The organism is Phycisphaerae bacterium (genome assembly GCA_035275405.1).
Taxonomy (GTDB): domain Bacteria; phylum Planctomycetota; class Phycisphaerae; order UBA1845; family UTPLA1; genus DATEMU01.
Window position 1 is genome coordinate 25,375 of record DATEMU010000013.1, and the last position, 25,887, is coordinate 51,261.

At 62.6% G+C, this 25,887-nt stretch carries 24 protein-coding genes; 15 read left to right on the forward strand and 9 right to left on the reverse strand.

Annotation, left to right across the window (positions count from 1 at the left end):
* Window position 1: 1 nt before the first annotated feature.
* The 3 genes from VJZ71_15620 to VJZ71_15630 form a co-directional block, all read right to left on the reverse strand.
* A complete protein-coding gene (locus tag VJZ71_15620; GenBank protein ID HKQ49500.1) occupies window positions 2-850 on the reverse strand; it encodes an MqnA/MqnD/SBP family protein in 849 nt (282 codons plus the stop codon).
* An 81-nt stretch (window positions 851-931) separates the two neighbouring features.
* Window positions 932-1,474: a hypothetical protein gene (locus VJZ71_15625; GenBank protein ID HKQ49501.1), complete on the reverse strand. Its 543-nt coding sequence runs from the start codon at window positions 1,472-1,474 to the stop codon at window positions 932-934.
* 112 nt (window positions 1,475-1,586) lie between these two features.
* A complete protein-coding gene (locus tag VJZ71_15630; protein HKQ49502.1) occupies window positions 1,587-2,249 on the reverse strand; it encodes a YceH family protein in 663 nt (220 codons plus the stop codon).
* A gap of 131 nt (window positions 2,250-2,380) precedes the next feature.
* On the opposite strand from VJZ71_15630, the gene VJZ71_15635 reads away from it, so the two are divergent.
* Both VJZ71_15635 and VJZ71_15640 read left to right on the forward strand, forming a co-directional pair.
* Window positions 2,381-3,409, forward strand: a complete 1,029-nt coding sequence (locus VJZ71_15635; GenBank protein ID HKQ49503.1) for a hypothetical protein — start codon at window positions 2,381-2,383, stop codon at window positions 3,407-3,409.
* Window positions 3,410-3,489: 80 nt separating this feature from the next.
* Window positions 3,490-5,682: a GreA/GreB family elongation factor gene (locus VJZ71_15640; GenBank protein ID HKQ49504.1), complete on the forward strand. Its 2,193-nt coding sequence runs from the start codon at window positions 3,490-3,492 to the stop codon at window positions 5,680-5,682.
* Here the strand turns inward: VJZ71_15640 and VJZ71_15645 are convergent, their stop codons facing one another.
* From VJZ71_15645 to VJZ71_15655, 3 genes are read right to left on the reverse strand one after another with little or no spacing between them, the layout of a single operon-like run.
* Window positions 5,683-5,862 (reverse strand): hypothetical protein, encoded by a 180-nt coding sequence (locus VJZ71_15645; protein ID HKQ49505.1) that lies wholly within the window; start codon window positions 5,860-5,862, stop codon window positions 5,683-5,685.
* Entirely contained in the window at window positions 5,859-6,335 is a 477-nt protein-coding gene (locus VJZ71_15650; protein HKQ49506.1) for a hypothetical protein, read from the reverse strand. The genes VJZ71_15645 and VJZ71_15650 overlap by 4 nt, the downstream gene beginning before the upstream one ends.
* A gap of 36 nt (window positions 6,336-6,371) precedes the next feature.
* Complete coding sequence (locus tag VJZ71_15655; protein ID HKQ49507.1) at window positions 6,372-7,541, reverse strand: hypothetical protein; 1,170 nt, start codon at window positions 7,539-7,541, stop codon at window positions 6,372-6,374.
* A gap of 193 nt (window positions 7,542-7,734) precedes the next feature.
* On the opposite strand from VJZ71_15655, the gene VJZ71_15660 reads away from it, so the two are divergent.
* Both VJZ71_15660 and VJZ71_15665 read left to right on the forward strand, forming a co-directional pair.
* Window positions 7,735-8,886, forward strand: coding sequence for a hypothetical protein (locus tag VJZ71_15660; GenBank protein HKQ49508.1), 1,152 nt, complete (start codon window positions 7,735-7,737; stop codon window positions 8,884-8,886).
* A gap of 93 nt (window positions 8,887-8,979) precedes the next feature.
* Window positions 8,980-9,804 carry a hypothetical protein gene (locus VJZ71_15665; protein HKQ49509.1) on the forward strand — a complete coding sequence of 275 codons (825 nt, stop codon included), beginning with the start codon at window positions 8,980-8,982 and terminating at the stop codon, window positions 9,802-9,804.
* Between the two features lie 91 nt (window positions 9,805-9,895).
* Here the strand turns inward: VJZ71_15665 and VJZ71_15670 are convergent, their stop codons facing one another.
* A complete protein-coding gene (locus VJZ71_15670; GenBank protein HKQ49510.1) occupies window positions 9,896-10,213 on the reverse strand; it encodes a hypothetical protein in 318 nt (105 codons plus the stop codon).
* A gap of 12 nt (window positions 10,214-10,225) precedes the next feature.
* Window positions 10,226-11,401: an ADP-forming succinate--CoA ligase subunit beta gene (gene sucC, locus VJZ71_15675; GenBank protein ID HKQ49511.1), complete on the reverse strand. Its 1,176-nt coding sequence runs from the start codon at window positions 11,399-11,401 to the stop codon at window positions 10,226-10,228.
* Between the two features lie 199 nt (window positions 11,402-11,600).
* Between sucC and VJZ71_15680 the strand changes: the two genes are divergently transcribed.
* From VJZ71_15680 to recA, 9 genes are all read left to right on the forward strand, one after another.
* Entirely contained in the window at window positions 11,601-12,800 is a 1,200-nt protein-coding gene (locus VJZ71_15680; GenBank protein ID HKQ49512.1) for a citrate synthase/methylcitrate synthase, read from the forward strand.
* Window positions 12,801-12,924: 124 nt separating this feature from the next.
* Complete coding sequence (gene egtB, locus VJZ71_15685) at window positions 12,925-14,286, forward strand: ergothioneine biosynthesis protein EgtB (protein HKQ49513.1); 1,362 nt, start codon at window positions 12,925-12,927, stop codon at window positions 14,284-14,286.
* 3 nt (window positions 14,287-14,289) lie between these two features.
* Window positions 14,290-15,279 (forward strand): L-histidine N(alpha)-methyltransferase, encoded by a 990-nt coding sequence (gene egtD, locus VJZ71_15690; protein ID HKQ49514.1) that lies wholly within the window; start codon window positions 14,290-14,292, stop codon window positions 15,277-15,279.
* An 82-nt stretch (window positions 15,280-15,361) separates the two neighbouring features.
* On the forward strand, window positions 15,362-15,607 hold the full coding sequence (locus tag VJZ71_15695) for a hypothetical protein (protein ID HKQ49515.1): 246 nt from the start codon (window positions 15,362-15,364) through the stop codon (window positions 15,605-15,607).
* 314 nt (window positions 15,608-15,921) lie between these two features.
* Window positions 15,922-17,985 (forward strand): dockerin type I domain-containing protein, encoded by a 2,064-nt coding sequence (locus VJZ71_15700; GenBank protein ID HKQ49516.1) that lies wholly within the window; start codon window positions 15,922-15,924, stop codon window positions 17,983-17,985.
* A 27-nt stretch (window positions 17,986-18,012) separates the two neighbouring features.
* Window positions 18,013-18,999: a class I SAM-dependent rRNA methyltransferase gene (locus VJZ71_15705; protein HKQ49517.1), complete on the forward strand. Its 987-nt coding sequence runs from the start codon at window positions 18,013-18,015 to the stop codon at window positions 18,997-18,999.
* A 101-nt stretch (window positions 19,000-19,100) separates the two neighbouring features.
* A complete protein-coding gene (locus VJZ71_15710) occupies window positions 19,101-19,355 on the forward strand; it encodes a type II toxin-antitoxin system prevent-host-death family antitoxin (GenBank protein HKQ49518.1) in 255 nt (84 codons plus the stop codon).
* On the forward strand, window positions 19,352-19,771 hold the full coding sequence (locus VJZ71_15715) for a type II toxin-antitoxin system VapC family toxin (protein HKQ49519.1): 420 nt from the start codon (window positions 19,352-19,354) through the stop codon (window positions 19,769-19,771). Before VJZ71_15710 ends, VJZ71_15715 begins: the two co-directional genes overlap by 4 nt.
* A gap of 392 nt (window positions 19,772-20,163) precedes the next feature.
* Window positions 20,164-21,369 carry a recombinase RecA gene (recA, locus tag VJZ71_15720; protein ID HKQ49520.1) on the forward strand — a complete coding sequence of 402 codons (1,206 nt, stop codon included), beginning with the start codon at window positions 20,164-20,166 and terminating at the stop codon, window positions 21,367-21,369.
* Window positions 21,370-21,375: 6 nt separating this feature from the next.
* Here the strand turns inward: recA and VJZ71_15725 are convergent, their stop codons facing one another.
* A complete protein-coding gene (locus VJZ71_15725) occupies window positions 21,376-22,575 on the reverse strand; it encodes an ABC transporter permease (GenBank protein HKQ49521.1) in 1,200 nt (399 codons plus the stop codon).
* A 176-nt stretch (window positions 22,576-22,751) separates the two neighbouring features.
* Here VJZ71_15725 and VJZ71_15730 point away from each other — a divergent pair, with 176 nt between their 5' ends.
* On the forward strand, window positions 22,752-24,857 hold the full coding sequence (locus tag VJZ71_15730; GenBank protein ID HKQ49522.1) for an SPFH domain-containing protein: 2,106 nt from the start codon (window positions 22,752-22,754) through the stop codon (window positions 24,855-24,857).
* A 33-nt stretch (window positions 24,858-24,890) separates the two neighbouring features.
* Window positions 24,891-25,886, forward strand: coding sequence for a protease modulator HflC (locus VJZ71_15735; protein HKQ49523.1), 996 nt, complete (start codon window positions 24,891-24,893; stop codon window positions 25,884-25,886).
* Window position 25,887 lies beyond the last annotated feature (1 nt).

The following is a 25,887-nucleotide window of genomic DNA, read 5'->3' on the forward strand; positions in this document are numbered from 1 at the left end:
ATCACCCGATGAACTCAATCTCGCCCGGGTCAGGCACAAGCCCGGCGGCCTTAGCCTGGGCGAGCAGTTCGCGAACGGCGCGGCGACCGCGCTCGCCAAAATCGAGCGTCCATTTGTTGACATACATCTCGACGAATTGGTCGGTCAGGGCGGTATCCAGACCGCGGCCGAATTGCAAGGCGTATTCGATCGCTTCCTTTCGATGGGCGAGGCCGTATTCGATGGAGGCCTTGAGGAGGCGGGCGACCTCACGCATTCGCGCGTCGCCGAGATCGCGGCGGATGACGTTGCCGCCCAGCGGCAGCGGCAAATCGGTCTTCTCGCCCCACCACTCGGCGAGATCGACGACCTTATGCAGGCCTTCGCGGGCGTAGGTGAGCTGGGCCTCGTGAATGATGAGACCGGCGTCCACATCGCCGCGCGCGACGGCGGCGGGGATCTCGTCGAACATGACGAGCTTGTGGCGGAACATTCCTTTGCCGAGGCAGAGATTCAGCGCGAGGAACGCGGTCGTCCGCTCGCCGGGGATGGCGATGGTCTTATCAGCGAGATCGCCGAGCTTCATCGGCCGCTTGGCGATGACCATCGGACCGTAGCCGTCGCCCATGCTGCACCCGCAGGCGAGCAGTGCGTAGCGCTCTCGGACGAACGGGTAGCTGTGGATCGAGATCGCGGAGACCTCGAGTTCGCCGCGCTCGGCCCGGCGGTTGAGCGACTCGATATCCGCCATCTCGTGCGTGAAGCGATACGGCCCGGTGTCGATCTTCCCGGCGGCCAGGCCGTAGAACATGAAGGCGTCGTCAGGATCGGGGGAGTGACCGACGCGGATGGGGATGGGGTTATTCGTCATGACCGCAGATCCATAATGCCAACTTGGCAATTATAGAAATACGGCTTCCACAAGCCAGAGGTGTTATATGGCGCAGTATGCCTACCTCGTCGTGCTGCTGAGTTTTTCCCGGAGGAGCGTAACCAGCAACTCACGGTTGCCGTCGTCGAGGTTGGCAAACGCGGCGTTAAAGCGGTTTAGGCGGTCTTTTTCCTCGGCGTAGGAGCGGATGCTGGGCAGCAGGCGCACGGCATCCTTGACCACGCCGCGAAGCTCCTGCACGGCGTTCGCGTTGGGCGAGCGGGCCAGCCGCTCCATCTCGCCTTGCAGGCGTTTCAACTCAGCCTGCCACTCTTTGCAGTTGTTCTCCATCTTCAGGTAGGACTCGGCGTCGCCGACGATGATCGCCCGGACGGCATCCTGCTGCTCCGGGGACAAGGAATGCCCCGAGGAGAGCGCCCGGATCGCCTGCTCCACGTCGCCCTTGAGCTGCGCCTGCTCGATCTCGCGCAGGGCGGAGTCCAGCCGGTTGACGTGTTGTTCGAGCGTCTCGTACTTCTCCGCCGTCCCCCCGGAAAGCGCCGAATTCGTGAGGACCTTGAGGTCCTCGACCGCCTGCGTGAGCGAACCTGCGTCATGGGCCATGTGGCATCCCCCTAGATTATCGCGCCTTGTGCCGTTGTAGCTCGGCGCGAGTCGTATATCGGTTGGTCGCGCTCGCGACTTGGCCAATCGTATTGGAAGGGCTGATAAGTAATCACCCGCTGCCGGGTTCCAATGACCGCAGGCGGGCATCCATCTCCGCGATTCGTTCTTCCAGCCGCGCGACGCGGGCTTCCAGCGACGGCGAGGCCGCGCGCGGCGCGGTGGGGCCGGGCGATGCGGAAGGCGGCTCAGCCATCGTCGGCGCGAAAGCCGTCACCTCGCCGCCCAAAAGCTGCGCGAAGCGCGTCGTGGATTGGCCTGGCTGGCGCGGCAGTTCGGTGACCATCGGCGGATCGCAGCGGCGCAGCTCATCGATCACGCCCTGAAGATGATCCATCGCCGTCAGCGGCGTCATCCGCGACGCGCGGGACTTTAACTCGCCGAGTGTCTGCGGACCGCGAAGCATCAACTCCGCCATGATCGCGCGCTGCGGCGAGTCCCAGCCGAAACGCTTCTCGACCTCGTGGCGGAAGCGGTTGACCCGCGAGCCGCGATCGGGATCGGCCTGGCTCGCAAGCTGCCACTGCGTCAGACCGTGCAGGGCCGCGCCGACCTCGCCCTCGGTCAGGCTGGTGACGGGATCGCGGTTGTTCTTCTGGTTGCAGGCCAGCGTGATGGCGTTGAGCGTCAGCGGGTAATACTCGGGCGTGGTCATCGATTTTTCGATGAGGACGCCGAGGACGCGGAGTTCGTGGGGTTTGAGGACGATGGCCATGGGTTTGGCTCCGACAGAGTGTACCTTCCTGCCAAAAACAAAGCGTAACGCGCTATTCGGTTGAGTGGAATCTCAGAGATCCCTATACTGAATTCGTTGTGATACTTTGTGGCGCCACGGCGAGGCAAGTCATGTCCTGGTCGCTTTCCCCACTTGTGATCCACATGGTCGTTGCGCTTGCCACGACGCAGCCGACTCCGCTTGATACCCAGGAAGTTGCGCCTGAAACTCCTCTCCCACAACGTCCGCCCACTGACGAACGCCGCCCGCGCCGCGAGCGAATGGATCGTCTGCGCGACGCGACACCGGCGCAGCGGAGGCAGTTCCAGGTCGATCGCTGGGTCGATCGCGCCGACCGGATGTACGAACTCGACGACGACCAGAAATCGATCGTGCGGATCGAGATTGAGAATATGCAGCGGGAGCGGCGCGAGGCGATGGGCCCCGAAGCCGAGGAATACGACCGGCTGCGCGAGCAGATGTTCCAGTTCTGGCGGCCGATGCCGGGCAGCGAAAATGCGGAGCGCGGCGATCGCGAGACGCGCCGGGAGCGCCGCCGTCGGATGATGGAGGACCCCCGCTTTTTGCAGGTGCGCCGGCGGCTCCAGGAGTTGGAGCGGAAATACCCCGCCGAGTGGGAGGAGGCGATGCGACGCGTGGAGGCCCTTCTGCCCGCCGAGCAGGCCCAAAAGGGTCGCGAAAAATTTGAAGAACGCTCCGCCCGACGCCAGGAGCGAGAGGAGCGCTGGCGCCGGCGCGGCGCCGAGCCGCGGCCCGTCGAGTCGGCATCGACTCCGACGGCGCCAGACGCACCGGTCTCTCCTGCGACCGACGCCCCGACACTGGAACTCGTTCCGCCCTCGGCTCCGCATCCGTGGGAGGTCTATGTTCGCGACTTCAGCGCCGATCACGAACTCACGGCCGCGCAACAAGCCGCCGCGCAGGCGGTTCTCAAGGATATCCGCACCCGCGCCGCACAGATGGAGCTGACGCTGAGGGACAAGATCGCGGCCGCCGAGAAGATGCCCGATTCGGCGGCCCGCACCCAGCGGCTGGCCGAACTTCAGCAGCCATCGCAGCGGCTCTTTGACGAACTGAAAACCCGCCTGGACGGCCTGCTTACGGCCACGCAGCGTGCGTCGGCCAAACGTCCGAAATAACCTTTTCTTTCCCGCCGTGCTCGACACGCGACGCAAAGCGCGGCATAATGCAGGGCTTTCGCCCCCACGGGAAGGATCACATGGCTTACCAGGCGCTCGAGAACCTCGCAAAAACCCAGCGTTGGTCGGATCTGGAGCGCGAATGGCTCGCCGTCCTGGAAAAACCCGGCGTCGATCCCGCCTCCCTGCTGACCATCGTCGACCTGGTCGTCAAGGCCGGTCAAGGCAAACTGGCGGACACGCTCGGCTGGGCGTGGCTCTCGACGGTCAAGGAATCGCACAGCCCGCAGGAGGTCCTGCAACTCGGCCGCCAGATCCTGGTGCATCTCTCCGACGGTAATGAACTTCGCGAGGAGATTCTCACGCTCTATCGCCAGACGCACGAGGGCTCGGCCGACCTGGAGAAGTGGATCGAGCGATCGGGGCTCAAGTCCGGAAAGTCCGTCCGCCGCGCGCTGCGCTTTCTGGACTGCGGGCTGCAACTCGCCGAGGGCCGGTATCTCATCCATCGTACCGACGACGCCGCGGCCCAGATCACGAAGCTTGAAATTGACGCCGACTCCGCCACGATTCGCACCGGTCGCCGCGAGCAGTCTCTCGATCTCGCCAAGCTGATCGACGAATACGACAATGCCGACGAAAACGATTTCCGCATCCTGGAGCAACTCCACCCGGAGAAAATCGGCCGCCTCGTCGAGGACGATCCCGCCGCGCTGGTCATCGGCATCCTGAAATCGCACAAGAACAAGATCAACCGCGACGAACTTAAACTGATCCTCGCGCCGCGCTACATCCCCGTGCAGACATGGTCGGATTGGTGGAACCGGCTCAAGAACGCCGTAAAAAAGTCGCCCAACCTCCGCATCGAGGGCCGCTCGCCGACTTTCGTCATCTATGACCCTGTCGGCCGGACGCCCGAGGATGAGTTGTGGGCCGCTTTTTCCAAGGCGACCACGCCGCGCGAATGGCTCGAACTCCTCGAAGGCTATCTCCGCGAAACCAAGCGCTCCAAGCCGCACGCGGGCACGATCGATCGCATCCAGGCCGCCCTCGTCGGCCATATCGAACGCTTCATCCGCCACAAGGAACCCGCCCAGGCCTTTGCGACCGCGCTGGTCATCGAACGCGTCGCTGCGGATGGCCTGCCGGTCTCGACGGATGCGCACGGCAAGGCGCTGGAGATGCTCAAGACGTCCGCCAATCCGGCCAGGATGGTCGCCGCCGTCCCCGACGCGCGGCTCTGGTCGCTGGCGGTCGATTGCGTCGAGCAGGACTTTCCCGACAAATGGCCGGAGATCTTCGCGCAACTGCTCTTGGCCGCCCCGGCCGCTCAATGCGACTACCTCGCCAAGAAGATCGAAAAAGCCGGTCGAGGAGACCTGCTGCAATTGCCGGTCCAGGAAGCCCTCGCCGATCCCGGCCGTTACACCGACCTGCTCATGTGGCTCTGGAAGGGCCCGTCGATCGAGACGCCATTGCCCCTGCCGCCGGCCACCGAAATGCTCGGTCTCATCCTTGCCCTTGTCGGCCCCGCGCGGATGTCGGAAGGCAAGACCGCCGGCCAGACGGTGAATGAGATGCGGGCCAAGATCCGCGCCGGTCTGTCCTCACGGGAGTACGCCCGCTTCTGTGAGTGCCTGGGTACGTTGGACGATTCAATGGCTCAGGCAGTTCGCCGCCAGATCGAACGCGCCGAAGGGCTGGGCCCCAGCGTGCAGGAAGACATGTCCAATATCCTGCGCGGACGATTCGGCCACCTGTACGTCAAGCCGAAGGTCGCGATGTGGGATGACGAGTCGGTGCTCTACTTCACCGCCGCGGGGATAAGGACCAAGGAAAATGAACTCGCCGAACTGGTGAACGTCAAGATGCGGGCCAACGCCATCGCCATCGGCGAGGCTGCGGCACACGGCGATCTCAGCGAGAACTCCGAATACAAGTTCGCGCTGGAGGAGCGCGACTTACTGAGAGCGCGCGTGGCCAAACTCAACCGCGAGCTGTCGATGGCCAAGATGCTCGAGCCGCACGACATCCCGGCGGACCACGTCAGCATCGGCCAACGCATCATCTTGCAGCCCGTCAACGGTGGCCAGCCGCACAAGATCGCCATCCTCGGGGCCGATGAATCTAATTTTTCGGAAATGACCTATTCCTACCAAAGCCCGCTGGCCCGGCAGCTTCTTGGCAAAAAGAAAGGGGACACCGTCTCCGTCGCGATCGAGGACACTCCGATGGAATATCGCATCGACTCGCTCGAATCGGCGATAGCCTAGCTAAACTTTTTCGGGATGCTTTCGGGGATCAACCAAACGCTCAGGATGTTCGGCGTCTCTGCGCTTGAGTTCATCAAACAGTTGCTTTAGATCGTACCCGTACTCTTCCGCAACTTCGCGGCGTCGACGGCGCACTTCATCGATCAATGGATCGTCACTTTGGGGTTGTTCGGGCGTCATGGGTTGTCTTCCAGCCATAGCATTTCCGGCGTCAGAATCTGAGGACTCATGAGTCCTAGCCTACGGTTTATTGTAAGCAGGTGGCGCTGTTTATTCAGATTCGCCAGGTGTCGAATATTCCATGTTGCCAAGTAGTCCATTTCGTAAATGGAAGCAAATGCCAGGTGCGCGGCATCTCCTAACAGCTCGGCCGGGACCAGTTTTTCTCGAATGTATCGAGCCGCAACAGCAAGCACCTCGTCCGTCGTCGGTAAGACAGCCAACGGAGTGACCAAGTCGATGGCTTCGTTCTGTCCCTCCCAACGCCCTCGACGAAGTTCGATGGTCACATTTTCCGAAATAAACGCGTCAAACTGCGGAAGTTGAACCGTCCACCACTTGATCGTCTCAGTTTTCCGATTCAGGCTCTTGGGATCGGTCCGTGCGCTTACATAGGCGCTGGGGACAGATGTTTCGATATAGACGGTGGCCATTTGTTATTCAGATCATAACAAAACTTGAATTCCTTCTCATCCCGCCTTCAGCCACGCCGCCATCCGCTCGCGCAGGTCGGTCCACTCCGTCGCCGCCCGCTCCTTCAAGAACGCTTTAAAGAGCAGATCGACCGTGTCCGCCAGGTGCCGCACCTGTTCGACGCGCTCCTCGATCGCCGCGCGCGGGTTTCCGTTGCCCTCGACGGGAGGCAACTTGGCGGAGGACACCGCGAGCGTCTCGGCCTGAAGCACGAATTCGTACTGGTCGCCCTGCCGCGAGACGATGAGTCCGCATTTGCGCGGCAGCTTCCCGGCCGCGATCGCCCGACGGCTCTCGGCGAGCTGCGCGGGTCCGTCGGAGGTGATCATGTCCTTGCCGAACTCCGCCCATGGGCATTCCAGCATGAGCTGCTTGACGATGACGACTGAAGCGTCCGTCTGATCGGACAGCGTGATCGTGTCCGAGCGCTCCGCGAGCGAATACCACAGCCACAACATGAACTCATTGCCGAGGAAGTCGCGATTGGCGTCGTCCTGGGCGGTCCAATAGACCGCGATGTGACCGTTGCCGCTGGGGTGGGCCACAAGTTTGGCCGGCGTCATCGTTTCCAGCCGCCGTCCGACGCCCGCCTCCTCCGCCCAGCGATATCCCAGCCGACCCGCCGAAACGCGCTCGATCCGCCGGTCAAAGGTCTCCTTGAAGAGCGGGGCGAGGTGCTCGAAAACAGCCGGCTGCGTCGAACCGACGTAGAGCGTGTCGCTACGCGTGTCCCAGAGGATCGGGATTTGCCGCATCCGGTGATACCGCCCCTGCGAAACTTCCTGTGCGGCCCGGCGCTTGGCGGCATCCATGGCCTGCTGCTTGAGCTTGCCGAAGCCCTTGCCGTTGCCGATATGCTTCTCGCGCAGGGCGTCGAGTTCCTGCTGGACGTAGGCGTGGAGCAACTCCGGCGGGACGCGGCTGCCGTCGATCCGCAGGCCGAAGTGCAGGCAGTCGAGAATCACGTTTTTCTCGATGTCGAACTCGCGGTCGAGCACGTGCCGCCCGCCGACCCACCCGACATCCTCGCCCGTCGATCGCGCCGTCCGCTGGCTGCCGATGACATGCTCCCGCAGTTTGTCGAGCAGCTTGTCCTCCAGCCGCTTGGGGGAACCGCCGGCCACGTGATAACGAGAAAAACTGACCGCACCGCCCAGAAATGGCATCGCTCGCCCTCTCTTTCGTTCGTTGAAACAAAAACGGCGGTGAGACTGCCGCCGCGCGTCGGGCATGGTAGAATCCCCTTGTTGTCGGCGTCAACGCGGGCGACTGCGAGGTCGGCGACGTGGCGGCGCTAACTCGCGTAGCGAGTGCTGGTAACGCCGAAAAAGAAAAACTATTCACAACCCAGAGGCCATCATGCACGCTCGTATCGCCGGATTTGCCCTCCTTGCTTTGTTGGAGTGTCTTATCTTTGGCACTGCCGCCGTGGCCGAACCGCGCGCGGATGCCGAGGCAGCGCTGCCCCCCGAGACCGCCGCCGCCGTTCAGCGCTCCATCGACCGCGGTTTGGCTTTTCTGCGCAGCGCGCAGGATTCCGACGGCGGTTGGGGCAGCGACTTCGGCCCCGCCGTCGCCGCGATCGCCGCGCAGGCGTTCGTTCAGGATCGGGCCCACGGCCCGACCAGCCCCGTCGTCCGCCGCGCCCTCGCGTACATCCAGAAATTCGAGCAGACCGACGGGGGCATCTACGAGCGGCAGAAAAACCTTGCCAACTATCAGACCTCCGTTGTACTCATGTTCCTCGCCTCACTCGACGATCCGGATCAACGGGCGCGAATCGCCAGGAGCCAGGCGTTTCTCGGCAAGCTGCAATATGATGACGCCGAGTCCATCGACCGCGACCACTCCTGGTTCGGCGGGGCGGGCTACAACGAGACCAAGCGCCCCGACTTGTCCAACACGCAGATGATGCTCGAGGCCCTGCACCAGAGCGGTTTGTCGCCCGATGATCCGGTCTATCAACGCGCGCTCGTCTTCGTCTCGCGCAGCCAGATGAACGGGAAAACGAATGACCGGGCGTTCGCCAAGGGCGCCAGCGATGGCGGTTTCATCTACAGTCCCAACGATCCGGGAGAATCCAAGGCCAGCCCCCAGGCCCCCGAGGCGACCGGCCCGCTCCGTTCCTACGGCTCAATGACCTACGCGGGCTTCAAGAGCCTGCTTTATTGCGACGTCTCGCGCGACGACGAGCGGATCAAGGCCGCCTACGAGTGGATCCGGCAGAACTACGAGTTGGACAAGAACCCGGGGATGCCCGGCAAGCAGGCCGCCGAGGGCCTGTATTATTATTACCATGTGTTCGCCCGCGCCTTGTACGCATGGGGCGATCCCGTGGTAATCGACGCACGTGGCACACCGCACAACTGGCGAATCGATCTGGCCAAGAAGGTCATTTCGCTTCAGCGCCCCGACGGAAGTTGGATCAACGAGCGCGATCGCTGGCTGGAGGGCGATTCGAAATACGTGACGGCGCTGACGATACAGACGCTGCAAACGGTGATCAGGTAGGGCGGGCTCAGCCCGCCGCGACAGCGTGGATTTTACGATCGGCGGGTCAAACCCGCCCTACGGAAACAGGTCAAGGGAACAGGGACAAACGCAATGAACAGTTGGATCAAGATCTTCGCCGTCGGCTGCGGCCTTTGCTTTTTCGTTGTCGGCATGGCCTGTGAGCGCAAGCCGGCACAGCCCGCCAAAACTCCGCCGCCTACCGCGCCGACCGCCGCGCCCGCGCCGGGCAACGACATGAAGGGCCTGGCCGAGTTTCTGAACAAGGACGGCTCTACCGGCGGCTCAACGGCGATGAATTCGGCCCAGAAGAGTCCCAGCGGCGCGCTTCCGCCCGGCCACCCACCGCTCGGCGGCGCGACCACGACGCAACCGGCCGACGGTGGCCTTCCGCCAGGGCACCCGCCGCTCGGCGCCGGTCAGCCGATGATGCCGCCAGGCGACGAAGGCGTCGTGCCACTCAAATACGACGCCCCGGCGGAATGGAAGAGTCAGACGCCCTCGAGTGCCATGCGCAAGGCGCAATTCCTCCTCCCCCGCGCCGCCGACGACAAGGAGGACGGTCAGATGATCGTTTTCCAATTCGGCAAGGGTCAGGGCGGGGCGGTCGAGATGAACATCCAGCGCTGGGTCGGCATGTTCACGACCAAGGACGGTCAGCCGGTCGGGAATGACGGCGTGAAGCGCGAGACCCGCGAAGTCAACGGCCTGAAGGTGACGACACTCGACGTCGCGGGCAATTTCGCCGACGCCATGATGGGCATGAGTACTGGGGCGCCCAAGGAGAACTATCGGATGCTCGCAGCCATCATCGAGACCCCCGACGGCCCGTGGTTTTTCAAGGGCGTCGGTCCGAATGCGACGATGGACTCGCATCGGGAGGGTTTTATCAAAATGCTCGATACGATTAAGCGTTGATTACGCAATTGCAATCTCGAGCGTCTGCGCCGCCCGCAGGTGCCCGCCCCGATGTGAGTTGAGAGCGGGATCAGACCTGGACTGCGTGACTTCATGCGCCATCACTCGCATCTTCGGGTTCTTCAGTTACTGGGTAGGTGTGGTACACAATGACGTCTTTGTCGATAAGCGCCTGTTCGTAGTATTGCAGATGGGGAGAATCCGCTTCGTAGGAATCACGATCGTCGGCTAAGGCATACTCCGGATCGCCAACGATCCAACCGTCGGCACGAATCAGTTCCTGTGCTTTTTCTTTCGCCATATCGAGCGAATCCGCATCGATCCAACAATCGGCAATAGTGCCAGCAACATCATTCGTTTCCGGATGTTGACGGGTCGGTGTCGCTTCGAACTGTAGAAAGAAGATCATGGCCCATTGCGACTAAACCGCCGCGCAGACTTTTTTCGCCGCATCCGTCAAATCCGCCGCGGGGAGCAGCTGCGGGATCTTCGCCTCGGCGAGCATCTTGCGGGCGATGTCGACATTGGTGCCCTCCAATCGCACGACGACCGGTACCTTGAAGCCGACTTCCTGGGCCGCGTGGATCAGGGCGTCGGCGATCACGTCGCACTTGGCGATGCCGCCGAAGATGTTGACGAGGATCCCCTTGACCTTGGGGTCGCTGAGGATGATGCGAAAGGCCTCGACCGCCCCGTCCTTGGTGACGCTGCCGCCGACGTCGAGAAAATTCGCCGGCTCGCCGCCGTGCAGCTTGATGATGTCCATCGTGCTCATCGCCAGGCCGGCCCCGTTGACCAGGCAGCCGATGTTGCCGTCGAGGGCGATGTACGTCAGGTTGTGTTTCGACGCGCGAATCTCGTTGGGGTTCTCCTCCGTGGGGTCGAACATCTCGGCGACGTCCGCGTGGCGGAACAGGGCGTTGTCGTCGAAGGTGAACTTCGCGTCGATCGCCAAAATCCGCCCCGGCTGACCGCCCGCCTCCTTCGTGAGGACGAGGGGGTTGACCTCGGCGAGGCTGCAATCCCTCTCGACGAAGATCTTCGCCAGCGACGCCATTGTCGCCGACGCCTGCTTGGCCAGTTCGCCTTCCAAGCCCAGCGCCGCCGTCAGACGCCGCAGTTGATACGGCAGCAAGCCCATGTGCGGGTGCAGCCATTCCTTCACGATCGCGTCGGGGTTTCGCGCGGCGACTTCTTCGATCTCCACGCCGCCCTCGCGCGAGACCATCATGACCGGGCAGCCCTTCGCCCGATCGATGACCATGCCGACGTAGAACTCCTTGTCGATCTCGACGGCCGGGGCGAGCAGGAGCTTCCGCACCTTCACCCCCTGCGGGCCGGTCTGCTTGGAGATCATCGGCTCGGCGAGCATCCGCTTGGCGTTTTTCTCGATCTCAGCAGGATCATCGGACAGGATGACGTAGCCCGCCTTGCCGCGTCCACCGGCGTGGACCTGCGCCTTGAGGACGAGCCTGCCACCGCCGAGGGCTTTAATTGCCGTCCGGGCCTGCTCGGGCGAATCGATGACCTCAAACTTCGGGACCGGCGCCCCCGCCTTCTGCAAAAGCTGCCGGGCCTGGTATTCGTGAACTTTCATGGTGCCATCTCCCAGGAGCGTATCGACGCCCAAGTTGTCAATCGTCGCCGATATGCTAACGGCGGAACCCTTACAAACCAAACATCCCCGCCGCTCGCTCCGTAATCCGCAAGCCCGTTCTCAGTTCAACCGATCTCCTCTATACTGCAATGCTGCGCCAACCGAAGTTACGCACCTTGGATGACTTGAGGAATTGACGATGGCAAAGTTTCTGGGGCGAATCGAGTTTCCCTGCACGATCGAGCTGGGCCGCGGTCTGGAGGGCGCGATCACCAACATCACCAAGATCGGCTACGTCAACGGCGAGGAAGGCAAGCTGATCTATCGCGGCTACTCGATCGAAGATCTGAGTGACCATTGCACCTTCGAAGAGGTCGCCTACCTGCTGATCTTCGGCAAGCTCCCCAGCCGTGCCGAGCTTCAGACCTTCGAGGCCCGGCTCCGCAAGGTCGGCCCACTTCCTGCATCGGTCAAAAAACTGCTCGATTCGCTGCCAGCCGACGCCCACCCCATGAACATTCTGCAATCCGCCGTAGCGACGCTCGGCTGCTACGACAAGGATGCCGCCGAAGTGACGCACCACCTCTCCAACACGGCCGATGCGTTGCCCAAGGAGACGGAGGTCGCCGTCCGCATCCTCTCCCTGATGAGCGCCCTCGGCGCCGCCGTCGCCCGCAAGCGGCGCGGTCTGCCGCTCATCGACCCCGATCCCAATCTCTCCTTCACCGCCAACTACCTCTACATGATGAGCGGCCAAAAGCCCGACGAAGTGACCGAGCGGACGATGGACGTCTGCATGATCCTCCAGGCCGACCACGGCATGAACGCGTCGACGTTCACGGCCATGGTCGTGCACAGCTCGCTCTCGGATATGTACTCGACGATCGCCGCCGCCATCGGCTCGCTGCGCGGCCCCCTGCACGGCGGGGCCAACGAAGCCGCGCTCGACGACCTCGAGGCCATCGGCGGCCCCGACAAAGCCAAGGCGTGGGTGCAGGACCGCTTCGCACGGGGCGAGAAGATCGTCGGCTTCGGCCATCGCGTGTACAAGGCGTATGACCCGCGGGCGACGGTCCTCAAGAAACATGCCGAGGCCTTGTGCAAGAAACTCGGCGAAGAGAATCTTTATCGCACCGCCGCCGCCGTTGAAGACGAAGTCCTCGCCGCCATGCAGGCCAAGGGCAAGCCCATCTATCCCAACGTCGATTTCTACTCCGGTCTCGTCTACCACTGCCTCGGCTTCGAAGCCCCGATCTTTCCGGTCATCTTCGCCGTCTCGCGAACCGCCGGTTGGGTCGCGCGCGTATTGGAGTATCTCCCGGAAAATCGCATATTCCGCCCGCGCGCGGTCTACAACGGCACGCTCGACGACAAGGTGCCATCGATCGATCAGCGTTAGCCGCGCTCCACACCGCTTAAAGATGATTTCGGATAGACCCCGCATTTTCCCCCAAACGCAAGGGGAATGAGCGCCGCGTCACGTCACTTTCACGCTGCATTCAGATTCGCTGGATACGCTCTTGATGGATGACAACGTCGCCGATCCCGGCGCGCCGGGACCCGCCAAAGGGGGTGTGCCTTTGACCGCCTGCCTGAGTCTCAGCCATGACTTGTTCGCTCCGCCCTCCTCGCTTTACAAGCGCTTTCAGGACGTCCGCCGCTTCACGGCGGAACTCTGCGCCCCGTTGATCCCCGAGGACTTCGTCCTTCAGTCGATGCCGGAGGCGAGCCCGACGCGCTGGCATCTTGCCCATACGGCGTGGTTCTTTGAGACTTTTTTTCTCCCGAAGGCGATGCCCGCCTACCGTCCGTACCACCCGCACTACAACTATCTCTTCAACTCGTACTACCACGGCGCGGGGCCGCAGTTTTCCCGGGCACAGCGCGGTCTGCTGTCGCGCCCCAGCGTCTCCGAGGTATTCGCCTATCGCGACTATGTCGATTGGCAGATGAATGTCTTCCTGCAGGAGGCGAGCGCCGAAGACCACGATCCCTCGCTCTCGACCATCCTCGAACTGGGGCTTCACCACGAACAGCAACATCAGGAACTCATCCTGACGGATCTCAAGCACGCTTTCTCCTGCAACCCCCTGTGCCCCATCTACCATAAGGACACCAGCACCTCCGAGGCTCGTCCCACCGCGCCGATGGGCTGGATGCGCTTTGGCGAAGGCCTGTACGACATCGGACACGCCGGCGACGAATTCTGCTTTGACCACGAACGACCTCGCCACTCCACCTGGGTTCCGTCGTTTCAACTCGCCACTCGGCTCGTGACCAACGCGGAGTTCGCGGAATTCCTTGACGACGACGGTTATCGCCGGCCGGAACTCTGGCTCTCCGACGGGTGGACCCTCGCCCAGCAGGAAGGCTGGAACGCCCCGCTCTACTGGCGCCGCCATGATGACGGTTGGCGCCACTTCACCCTTTCCGGTCTCCGCGAAGTCGCTCCCGACGAGCCGGTCTGCCACGTGAGTTTCTACGAAGCCGACGCCTACGCACGCTGGGCCGAGGCGCGCCTGCCCACCGAAGCCGAGTGGGAGGTGGCGTCGGAAAGCGTCGACGTCGCCGGCAATTTCGTCGAGAACGGCCGCTTTCACCCCGGTCCGGCCGGAGACACCGAGACGCGTCCCTGGGCGCTGCCCATGCTTCAACAGATGTTCGGCGATGCCTGGGAATGGACGGCCAGTTCCTACGCCCCCTATCCCGGCTATCGGCCGGCCGAAGGCGTGCTCGGCGAATACAACGGCAAGTTCATGTGCAACCAGTTCGTCCTTCGTGGCGGCTCCTGCGTCACGCCGGCGAGCCATATCCGCCGAACGTATCGCAATTTTTTTCCGCCGGCCGCGCGCTGGCAATTCACCGGAATCCGACTGGCCCGATGACCCATGCCCCAACTCCTGCAATCCGCTACGACTGATCCTCGACTCTCCCGCGTTGACCGAGCGCCGGCCACGCGCATCATGGCACGCGACGTCTTGCGCGGTCTGGCCGCGCGGCCCAAGCGGCTCCCCAGCCGGTACCTCTACGACGCCCGCGGCTCCCGACTCTTCGAACAGATTTGTGAACTGAAAGAGTATTACCTGACGTCGGCCGAGTTGGAAATCCTTGGCGCTGCGCTGCCGGAGATCGCCGCTGCAATCGGTCCCCGCGCCCTGATTCTGGAGCCCGGCAGCGGGGCCGGTCTCAAGACCCGCCTGCTGCTTAACGCACTCGAATCGCCCGCGGCCTATGTACCGATCGATCTCTCCCGAGAGCAGTTGTTCGCCGGCGCGGAGGCGCTGACCCTCGATTTTCCCTCCCTCGATGTCCGTCCCGTCTGCGCGGATTTCATGGGCGATTTTCCCGACCCGCCCATCGCCCGACCTGTGGATCGCCGCGTGGCCTTCTTCCCGGGTTCGACGATCGGAAACCTTTCGCCCGGGGAAGCTGCGCAGCTCCTGCGTCACCTTCGCCTGCGATGCGGCGCGGAGGGCCTGCTGCTCGTGGGCGTGGATCTGCCGAAGGATCCAGCGATCCTCGAACGCGCGTATAACGATTCGAAGGGACTCTCCGCTGCATTCGCCCTGAACTATCTGGTCCGCCTCAATCGCGACCTGAACGCCGACTTCAACCTCGCCGATTTCGGCTATCGCGCCGTGTACAACGCCGACCTGGAGCGAATCGAGATGTACCTGGTGAGTCGTCGTCGGCTGGCGGCCAGGGTGGCCGGGAAGCCGGTCAAATTCGACGTGGGCGAACCGATCTGCACGGAGGTATCCTACAAATACTCGCCAAATTCCTTTGCCGAATTGGCCGCCTCCGCCTTTTTAGAGGTTCGCCGCACCTGGACCGATTCCCGCGGTTATTTCGCGGTCCATCTGCTCTCAAGTCTTTGAGAATCTCTAAAACGGTCCGGTTCCAGAAAATGGATGGCGGATCGATGAACGCTCGCTATAATAGGAACTACGGACGCCAACTATGAACATCCAAAAACTTGATGCCCAACATCCCAATTACTCCGAGCCCTCCAACGCCCGCTGGTTTGTCGATATCGACGGCGTGGTCTATTACAACAAGACCCGCGAGGCCCTGCAAAAGCAGGTCGAGCGGACCTTGTGGAACCAGACCCACGACGCCCGCAAGGAACCCTGGCCCGGCAGCGACCCCAAGCCGGCCACCTTCCGCCGCGGCCCGGGCGGAAAGCCGATCGATCAGCCTTCTTAAGCGGCTATCCTCCATTCTCCTTCCGATTTAGCCCATTCCGCGCCCCCGATCTGATATAATCAACCTCCTCGAAGCATGCGTACTCGCTAACCGGGCAACGTTTCGGCGCGGGCGCGTACCGACCGCCAGGGCCTGCGATGATCGCGAGTGAGCGCAGATTGTGCATAAGGCGCCGTTCGACCCGAACGGGAGTCGTCCTCGCGTTACTTTCGCTGGCGCCGTTCCCTAATCTGCATCCCGCCGCGCGGGCGGTTGATCCCGCCTGCGACAATTGGGCGAGCGTGTATTCCATTTCGCCGAGATCTGGTCATGCGATGGCGTACGACAGCGCTCGGAGCGTGTCCGTGCTGTTCGGGGGATTTACCAACGGCGGCGAAACTTGGGAATGGGATGGGACGGCGTGGTTGCAGCGCAGGCCCGCCACGAGCCCGCCGGCGCGTTATAGCCATTCGATAGCCTATGACAGCGCTCGCGGCGTTACGGTGATGTTCGGAGGAGTCAGCGGAGGCATTCTCCTTAACGACATTTGGGAGTGGGATGGGACAGATTGGACGCAGCGCAATCCGGCGACCACTCCGATTGAGCGTTACGGTGCCGCGATGGCCTATGACACGATTCGAAATGTGGCAGTTCTGTTCGGAGGCTATTTTTACGATGGCAGCAACCACTATCTGAACGATACGTGGGAGTGGGATGGGATGACGTGGACACAGCGAGGATTTGAGTTGACGCCCCCGGGAAGGGCCTCTCACGACATCGCGTTCGATAGCGCACGCATGGTGACCGTGTTGTTCGGAGGGTTTAACGGCAGCACCTACTTCGGTGACACATGGGAGTGGGATGGAAATAGCTGGACACAGCCTTCGATAGGCGGTGCCATCCCTGCAAGCCGCAGGAACCATAGATTGGCCTATGACACCACTCGAAATGTGACCGTGATGTATGGCGGGCAAACGTCAAGTACTACGCTAAACGACACGTGGGAGTGGGATGGGACGGGTTGGACGCAGCTCAACCCGACCAACAGCGCAACAGCGCGTTCATTGCATACGATGGTCTATGACGCCGCTCGCACCGAAATCGTTCTCTTCGGGGGAAGTATCGGCGGCAGCGCCCTTGGCGACACCTGGACCCTTAATGGTACAAGCTGGACTCAGCATCCCATGATCGGATTACGTCGATTTCACGCGATGGCCTTCGACAGCGCCCGTGGTGTGACTGTGATGTTTGGGGGAGATAACGGGACCCAATTGCTCGGGGATACCTGGGAGTGGAACGGGGCAGGCTGGATGCCGCGCGGTCCGTCGAACAGTCCATCGCCCCGTCGAGTTCAAGCCATGGCGTATGACAGTTTGCGAGGTGTCACCGTGCTTTTCGGCGGCAGCGCCGGGCCAGAGACCTGGGAGTGGGACGGGGTTAATTGGACGCAGCGATTTCCAGTACCCAGCCCAACCCAGTCAGGGCCAATGGTCTATGACAGCGCTCGAGGCGTTAGCGTATTATTCAACGGAGACACGTGGGAGTGGGACGGTGGCACATGGACACAGCGCTCCCCCTCGACGCACCCTGTGTCCCGTCCCTTGCCTGCAATGGCGTATGATAGCGCTCGCGGCGTGAGCGTGCTGTTTGGCGGATGGTTTGGTTATCAAGATACTTGGGAATGGGATGGCACAATCTGGACACAGCGCAATCCAACAACCCGTCCGTCGCAACGCTACGGTCACGCCATGACCTACGACTCCTGGAAAAAAGTCACGGTGCTCTTCGGCGGCATTACGAACGTCCATACAAACAACGATACCTGGGAGTGGGACGGCACCGATTGGACCGAGCGCAGTCCGGCGGTGGATGCGTCGGGGCGCTGGGAAACCGCCATGGCGTACGACAGCGTTCGCGGAGCCATCGTCCTGCACGCCGGTCTTTACTACGATTTCAATGAAGACAGAGACTTTTACCTTAGCGACACCTGGGAGTTCGGCCTCTGTCCGCTCTGCGATTTGAACGACGATGGAAGCGTGACCGGAACCGATTTCTCTGCCTTTCTTCTCGCCTACGGATTTTGCGCCGGCGAGCCGAACTTCAACCCCGCTGCCGATTTGGATCAAGACGGCTGCGTAACCCTCGTCGACTACCAGCGCTGGCTGCAGTGCTATCGCGTTGTCGTGGGAAATGAATCGGCTTCCGCCCCGATGCCCAGCGATGCCGGCGACCTCAACGCCGACGGTCACGCCGACGGTCTCGACATCCCGCTCTACATCGAGCGATTGCTGAACCCGATCCCCCTCACGTTCCGCGAATCCTTCGTCGCCGACTTCACCGCCGACGGCCGGATCGACGCCGCCGACATCCCCGGCCTGACCGACGCCCTCTTAGAGTAACGTTTGGGCGCTGTTATAGTCTCCTCTGTGACCGCCGCGCGCTCACTCGATGCCCGACTCAACGCCGCCCTCGCGCGCCGCAAAGACCCCCTCGCCGACCCAAAGATCGAAGCCGTGCGCCTTTTTCACGGCCGGGCCGACGGCATCGACAATCTCGTCGTCGAAAAATGGGGGCCGGTCTTGATCGTCCAGCTTCACGAAGGCCTCCCGGGGCCGACGCCGGACGAACTGCGGCCGGTCATGAACCAATGGCGCGATCGCCTCGCCGCAACCTCCGTCTATCTCAAGCACTTCGTCCGCGACCGGGGAGGGACGGAAGCCCAAATCCGGGCGGCGCATAGCGACCCCACACCCTGGATCGGCGAGGCCGTCGCCGAGGAAATCCCGATCCGCGAAAGGGACCTCACCTATCTCATCCGCCCCTACGACGGCTTTTCGGTCGGTCTCTTCCTCGAACATCGCGACAATCGCCGGCGAATCGCCGAGCTGGCGCGCGGCCGGCGGGTGCTCAACGCCTTCGCCTACACCTGCGGCTTTTCGGTCGCGGCGGCCCGCGGCGGCGCGGCGTCGGTCGCCAGCGTCGATCTCTCCAGGCGCTATCTTGAATGGGGCAAGCGCAACTTCGCGGCGAATGCCCTGTCGACCGACCCGCACCGGTTCTACTGTTCAGATTACTACGAGTTTTTGAAGCGGGCCCGCCGCCAAAACCTGCGCTTCGACCTGGCGATCCTCGACCCGCCGACCTTTTCTCGCCGGCGCCGCCCCACTGCCGTTTTTGAACTCCGCGCGGAACTGCCGCGCCTGGTCTCCGAGACGATCGAGCGCCTCGATCCCGGCGGCATCCTCTTTCTGGCCACCAACGATCGGCAACTTCGTCTGGATTCGTTGGAAGCGGCCATTCGAAAAGCCGCGCCGCACCGCCCATGCACTGTCACGGCCCGGCCCGGCCTGCCACCAGATTTCGCCGGTGACCCCGAATATGCCAAATCAGTCGTAGCTCGCTTGGATTCATAACTATCTGGTATAGCTGTAGTTATTGACAAAATAATTGACAATAGACTTTCTGCCGGTTAAACTAGTCTTAGACTAGTCGAATCGCATGGGGATTGATCATCGTGATTGAGCACGAAAGCACGGTCGGGGCCTACGACGCCAAGACGAATTTTTCCAAGCTGCTCGAACGCGTCGAGGGCGGGGAAGAAATCACGATCACACGCCACGGTTTGCCCGTGGCGCGGATGGTTCCCGTCCATCAAAAAAAGACGCGGGAAGAGCGCCGAAAAGCCATCGAAGCGATTCGTAAACTCGCCCAGGGAAACAGTCTCGGCGGCTTGCGGATTAAGGATCTGATCGCCGAGGGCCGTCCGTGAACACCGCCTTCGTGCTCGATTGCTCGATCACGATGTCGTGGTGCTTCCCGGACGAAGCAACCACGGCGTCCGCAAGCGTCCTGGACCGCCTCGAAAATGAATCCGCCCTGGTTCCTCCCCACTGGTTCCTGGAGGTGGCAAACGTTCTTGCCATGGCTGAGAAACGCAAGCGCCACACGGCGGAGAAGTCCGCCGACTTCCTGACGCGCCTGCAAGCCCTGGATATCGAATTCGACGGAGAATCCCCCCAGCGGGCGTTTACCCACCTGCTCCCGCTCTGCCGCACCCACGGGCTCACGTCCTATGACGCGGCCTATCTGGAACTCGCCCAGCGGCGACGACTTCCTCTGGCCACGCTGGACGACGATCTCCGATCGGCCGCGAAAAAGCTCGGCATCGCGATTTTGGGCAAATGAGGCGGCCACATCGTTGCGATGTTTCGCGCCACCTTGTCGATGATCCAATTCAACCAATCGCATTGGAGGCGATCCGCCTATGATACGGTTCTGAACAGTTGAGCAGGAGATGCAGGGGAGGGGGTTGCTAACCCACCGAGATTTATTCGTGACATGAGTTCCTATTTGACTCCTGTCGTCTGGTACCCAGTGCTCTGGCCTCCCCTCCCCGCGTCAGCCCCCCAAAAAACCCGTTTTTTGCCCCTCCAGGGGCCCTTGAAGCGTACCTAACTTTTGCCTAAAATTTTTCTTGCCAGACGGCCGACATTCTGGCATGATAGGGTATCGACCGTCGAGCATCGGGTCCGCCGATGACCGGTCCCGCAGCCGACGGCCCCAAGGAGAAACATACGATGACCGCAACCACTGGCGATGGCAAGCGACAACAGGCCCTGGACCGGGCACTTCAACAGATCGAAAAGGCCTATGGCAAGGGCGCCATCATGCAAATGGACCCGAACGCCCGTGCCGCCAGCGACGGCATCAGCACCGGCGCCCTCTCCCTCGACCTGGCCCTGGGCGGCTTCGGCGTGCCCCGCGGTCGGATCGTGGAGATCTTCGGCCCCGAGTCCAGCGGTAAGACGACGCTGGCCTTGCACATCATCGCCGCGGCGCAGCGGGGCGACGGCGTCGCCGCCTTCGTCGATGCCGAACATGCCCTCGACCCCTCGTGGATGAAGCGCTGCGGCGTGAACCCCGAGACGCTCCTCGTCAGCCAGCCCGATTGCGGCGAGCAGGGCCTGGAGATCACGGACATGCTCGTCCGCTCCAACGCCGTCGATGTCATCGTCGTGGACTCCGTCGCCGCCCTGACGCCCAAGAGCGAGTTGGAAGGCGAGATGGGCCAGGCCTCCGTCGGCGTACAGGCCCGCTTGATGAGCCAGGGCATGCGCAAGCTGACTGCCGGCATCGCCAAGAGCCGCTCGATCGTCATCTTCATCAACCAGATCCGCGAGAAAATCGGCGTCATGTTCGGCAACCCCGAGACGACCCCCGGCGGTCGCGCGCTCAAGTTCTACAGCTCCATCCGGATCGACGTCCGCCGCGTCGCCTCGATCAAGGAAGGCGAGCAGGTCATCGGCAACCAGGTCAAGGCCCGCGTCGTGAAGAACAAGGTCGCCCCGCCGTTCCGCGAGACGCACTTCGATATCATGTTCGACAGCGGCATCAGCCGCGAAGGCGACCTGCTCGATCTGGCCACCAAACACACGATCGTGGAGAAGCAGGGCGCGTGGCTCCGCTACGGCAACGTCCAACTCGGCCAGGGCCGGGAGAACGCCAAGACCTTCCTCCGCGACAACCCCGACCTGTGCAAGGAGATCACGAAGAAGATTCTGGAGATCAGCGGGCTCCTGACGCCGCCGAAACCGGCAGACGCCAAGCCAGGGGATGCGAAGTCAGCGGATTCCAAGGCCGCAGACTCTAAATCGGTGGCTTCCGCCTCCGACAACGGCCGCGCCAAAACCCCGGACTCCATCAGCAAATCCGCCCCCCTCGCCAAAGGCCGCCCGCCGGCGCAGATGGCAGCGCGGAAGCCAGTGCCCGCCGCAAAAGCATAAGAGAGATCAGCCCACTTCCCGCGTCTCGAACATCGCCGTGGCCAGCGCGATGATCGCCAGCGTATAGACCGCCCCATAGCCCGCCGCCGACAGGACGTACCGCCACGGGATGATGAACTGCTCGCTCAGCGCATCCACCATCCAGAAGAATTGAAAATTCGGCAACGCCGGGTAGACCCACCGCGCCCACGCGATGCCGTCTTCCGCCAGCGGCCGGATCAGTTGATCGCTGCACAGACCGGCGCACAGCGCGACGAAACAAACGAGGAACGTGCCCAGCGTCCCGAGGCGCGTCGACGCCGCCACGGCAAACGCCGCCAAAAGCGCGACGGCCACCAGCGTCAGGCATCCCGCCTTGAAGATTTCCGTCCCCTGTTTCTTCCGCGTTTCTTCCACCAGGAAATTGACGTCCTGCCGCCACTTAATCGAATCGTGCAGACCCAGCAGATAATCCTGCTCCTCATTCGAAATCGGGCCCTTCCAGTCATTGCGCACGAGCTGGCCCTTGTGCCCCGCCAGGCGCGCTTCCCCCTCGCTCGGCCGGAACCAGATGATCCCCTTCAGCGCCGACTCCTCCGCCGCCTCCGAAGGAAGCTTCTCGAGTTCCTGCGTCGTCTCATACGCCGCCAGCTTCCAATCCCGGTCCATCACCAGCAGCACCCCCGTCGCCATCGTCGCGAACGGCAGGGCCAACGTCACCAGCGTCGGCAGAAACCGCCATTCATAGAGGTAGTTCAGTACGGTCGCCGCCAGCGCCAGAACCACCATCAGGAGCGGCCCCAGCACGATGACCGTCATGTCGGGCTCTTCCGACGCGCTTTGCAGGACGCCGTGCCGCATGGCCATGTAGAAGGCGATGCCCGCCAGATAGTGCGCCGCAAGGATGGCTCCCAGGACGCCCAGATACTTGCCCAGAACGAAAACCCCGCGCGAAACCGGCTTGGCTGCGACCGTGAGGACCGTCTTATCCTCGATTTCCGAGTCAATAACGCTGGACGCGGCGAAGGCCGCCAAGAACAACCCCTGGATCAGGAGCGTAGACAATCCTATGTCGCGCAACAACTTATTGTCGTCGTCCAGCGTCCAGCCGGTCAGTGACGGCGCGAGGGCGATCCCGCCCAGCGTCACGATCACGATGATCCCGTAAAGCGGCTGCCGAAACGTCTGCAGCAGCGTATTCTTGGCGATGGCCGCGAGTTGATTCATGCGATGCGTCGTGATCTTAAGCGATAATACGATCGAGGGCAGAGTCTAGTGCTTGGCACCCGGTCAGGCTTCCGTAGAATACGCAATCCCGGTCGCCCATGGCGACCCCCTCCCTTGCATACCTGCACCGGGAGCCGCCGACGGCGAGTCACGGCGAGAGTCAGTTAAGGGCGTAGATGGGAAATACAGACAAACGTGGCGAAGGCGTCGCCCTGTTGGGCGGACTGACCAGCCTCCTGGCCGGGGTCCTCCTGGTCATCCTCGCCGTATGGAGCGAAAGCACCGCGGTCTGGGCCACGGCCTTTCAGGCCCTCGGCGCCGTGGGCATCTGGCTGCTTTCGTTGATCCAGCTTCACCAGCAGCGGCTGGTCGCCGAGGAACGGCTGGAAGTCGCGGAACTGGAGCGCCAGCGCCAGGGACATCTCGCCGGGGCGCAAACGATCTTCAAAGAGGAAGACCTCGATCAGATGGAGGCCCTCGCCATGGGCCGCCGCCTGCGGACCATCGAGCGCTATCTCGTCCCGTCCCTCGCCCTGCTGATCGCGCTGTACCACCTTGGCGCGGCCACGTTGGTTCTGCCGCTTAAAGCCGTCTTCAAGTGGTCCTGGCGCTTTGCCTCCGATACGAGCCCAACGGGCGCGATAGGCGATTCCGCGACAGTCCTGCTCTTCTTCATGGGCGGCATCGCCTTTGCCTGCTTCATGCTCTCGCGCTACGCCCTGGGGATGAGCCGCATCCGGCAGTGGTCTCTGCTTCGCGCCGGCGGAAACTTCATGTTCGGCACCAGCGCCCTGTGCCTCGCCGTCTGCGTCGCCCTCCTTTGCAAGATCAGCGGCATTGAGGGAGTGGACCACTGGCTCGGCTGGGGAATCGGCGCCATTCTCATCATCCTCGCCGCCGAAACGATCATCAACTTCGTCCTGGATTTCTACCGCCCGCGCGTTCCCCATGAGGAGCAGCGCTCCTTCTATGACAGCCGCCTCTTCGGCATGTTCAGCGAGCCGGAGGGCATCCTCCGCAGCATGGCCAATGCCATCGACTATCAGTTCGGCTTTCGGGTCAGCGAAACGTGGTTCTACAAGCTCCTCGGCCGCGCCGTGATACCGCTGCTGCTGGTCCAGGTCGCCGTCATTGCCGCCCTCACCTGCATCGTCGTCGTTCCCCCGGGTCACCAGGCCGTCATCGAACATCTCGGCCGCCGGCCCGAACACACCGCCAAGCCCGGCATCCACTTCACCTGGTTCTGGCCCATCGACCGCGCGACGATCATCCCCGTCGAGCGCGTCCAGCGAATGGCCATCGGTTATGAAGAGTCCGAAGTCAAAGACGAAGTTGAGATCGGCGCCCCGATCCTCTGGACCAAGAAGCACTACAAGAAGGAATACCAACTCCTCGTCGCCGATAAGACCGCCTCGGCCACGGCGAAGGTGCCGATCAACCTGCTCAGCATGAACATGCCGGTCCAATGGCGCGTCAAGGACGACGACGCGGAAGTCATCCGCTACCACGCCCAGGCCGAGGATGTCCCCGCCATCATCGAATCCCTCGCCTTCCGCGAACTGACCAGCTACGCCGCGCAGGCGGACGTGCTCGACCTGCTGGGTCACGGCGGCATTGAGGCGTCGCGCCTGCTCCATGAGCGCATTCAGGAGGCCTGCGACGGCGCGGGCTACGACGGCCGGGGGCTGGGCGTGAAGATCGTCCACGTCGGGATCGGCGGCGTACACCCTCCGCCGGACGAAGATGTCGCCAAGGCGTACGAAGATGTGGTCAGCGCCTTCGAGACGCGCGACGCGTCGATCAAGGAAGCCCTGGGCGATGCAGCCCAACGGCGCGTGGAAAGCGCGGGCACGCAGTGGCAGGCCCTGTACGACGCCATCGTGGCCGAGGACAAGGCCCGCGCCGAGGGCGCCGCGAATCTCGCGGAACGGACCGCCGAGGTGGAGCGCCTTCTGCTGACCGAGGTGGGGGGCGAGGCCCGCAAACGGGCCGTGGACGCCCTGCGCAACGCCCTGACGCGCGTCTTCGACCAGCAATCCGAAGCGGAGAGTTATGCGACCCAGCTCGCCGCCTATCAAATGGCGCCGCGCGTCTATCTCTATCGCCAATACCTCAAGATGATGCAGGAGGGGCTGCACCATGTGCGCAAGTACATCATCGTGCTCGAAGATTCCTCCGCCGTCACCTATGAGATGGACCTGCGTCCGCCGCAGCCGATTGATATTCTCCAAGGCGAAAAGGAAATGACCACCCTGGAGCGAATGGCGGAACAAGGACGCTAGAAACCTCTTTAACCCGCAGCGAGATTGGTTCCTATGACCAGAAACATCCCAGCCTTATTGGTCGCGGCCCTCGTCGTCGTGATCATCGTCTTCATGATGTGCGCGTTTCAGGTGCGCTTCACCGAGACCGCCGTCGTGACGCGCTTTGACGAGATCGTCGAAACCGTCGAACCGAAAAACGCCGGCCTGCACTTCAAGATGCCCTGGCCCATCGATCGCATCCATCGCTACGACACCCGCCTCCGCTCGTTCGAGACCGACTTCCGCCAGCTCGGCACCGAGGACCAGAAGACGATCGTCCTGACCGCCTACGCGACATGGCGCATCGCCGACGGCAGGCAGTTCCTCAAGGCCGTCAGCAAGGAGGATGCCGCCGGCGCGAAGATTCGCGACCTGTTGGAAAACCGCGTCTCCATCGTCCTGCGAACCCATCCCCTGAGCCATCTCGTCAATGTCGATCCCAAGGAAATGAAATTCGCGGAGATCGAGAAGGAATTCCTCGGCGGCATCCGCGAACAGGCCCTCAAAAACTACGGGATCGAAATCGTCACCGTCGGCATCAAGCGGCTCGGCATCCCCGAGTCCGTCACCAAGGAGGTCTTCGCCCGCATGAAGGAAGACCGGCAGGCGACGATCAAGGAACTGACCTCGGAGGGGCAGGCCAAGGGTCAGGAGATACGCTCCACGGCGGCGGAGGTCGCCAACAAGATCCTGGCTCGCGCCGAGGCGTATGCCAAACAGATCGAGGCCCAGGGCGACGCCATCGCCGCCAGCTACAACAAGGAATTCATGAAAGATCAGAAACTCAGCAACCTCCTGAAAACGAAGGAGACGCTCCTGAAGATTCTGGAGAGCGGCCAATCCACTCTCGTCCTCGATGCGAATCAATTCGAGTTTCTCAAGCTTCTCCGGAACGCCGCGCCGACGCCCCAGCCCCCCCAATCGCAGAAAGATGTCGCCCAGGGCGGCGCTCAAAAAACCGCCCAGGCCGAATCGAATGACGTCCGGCCCCCGAGAGATGGAGAATGAC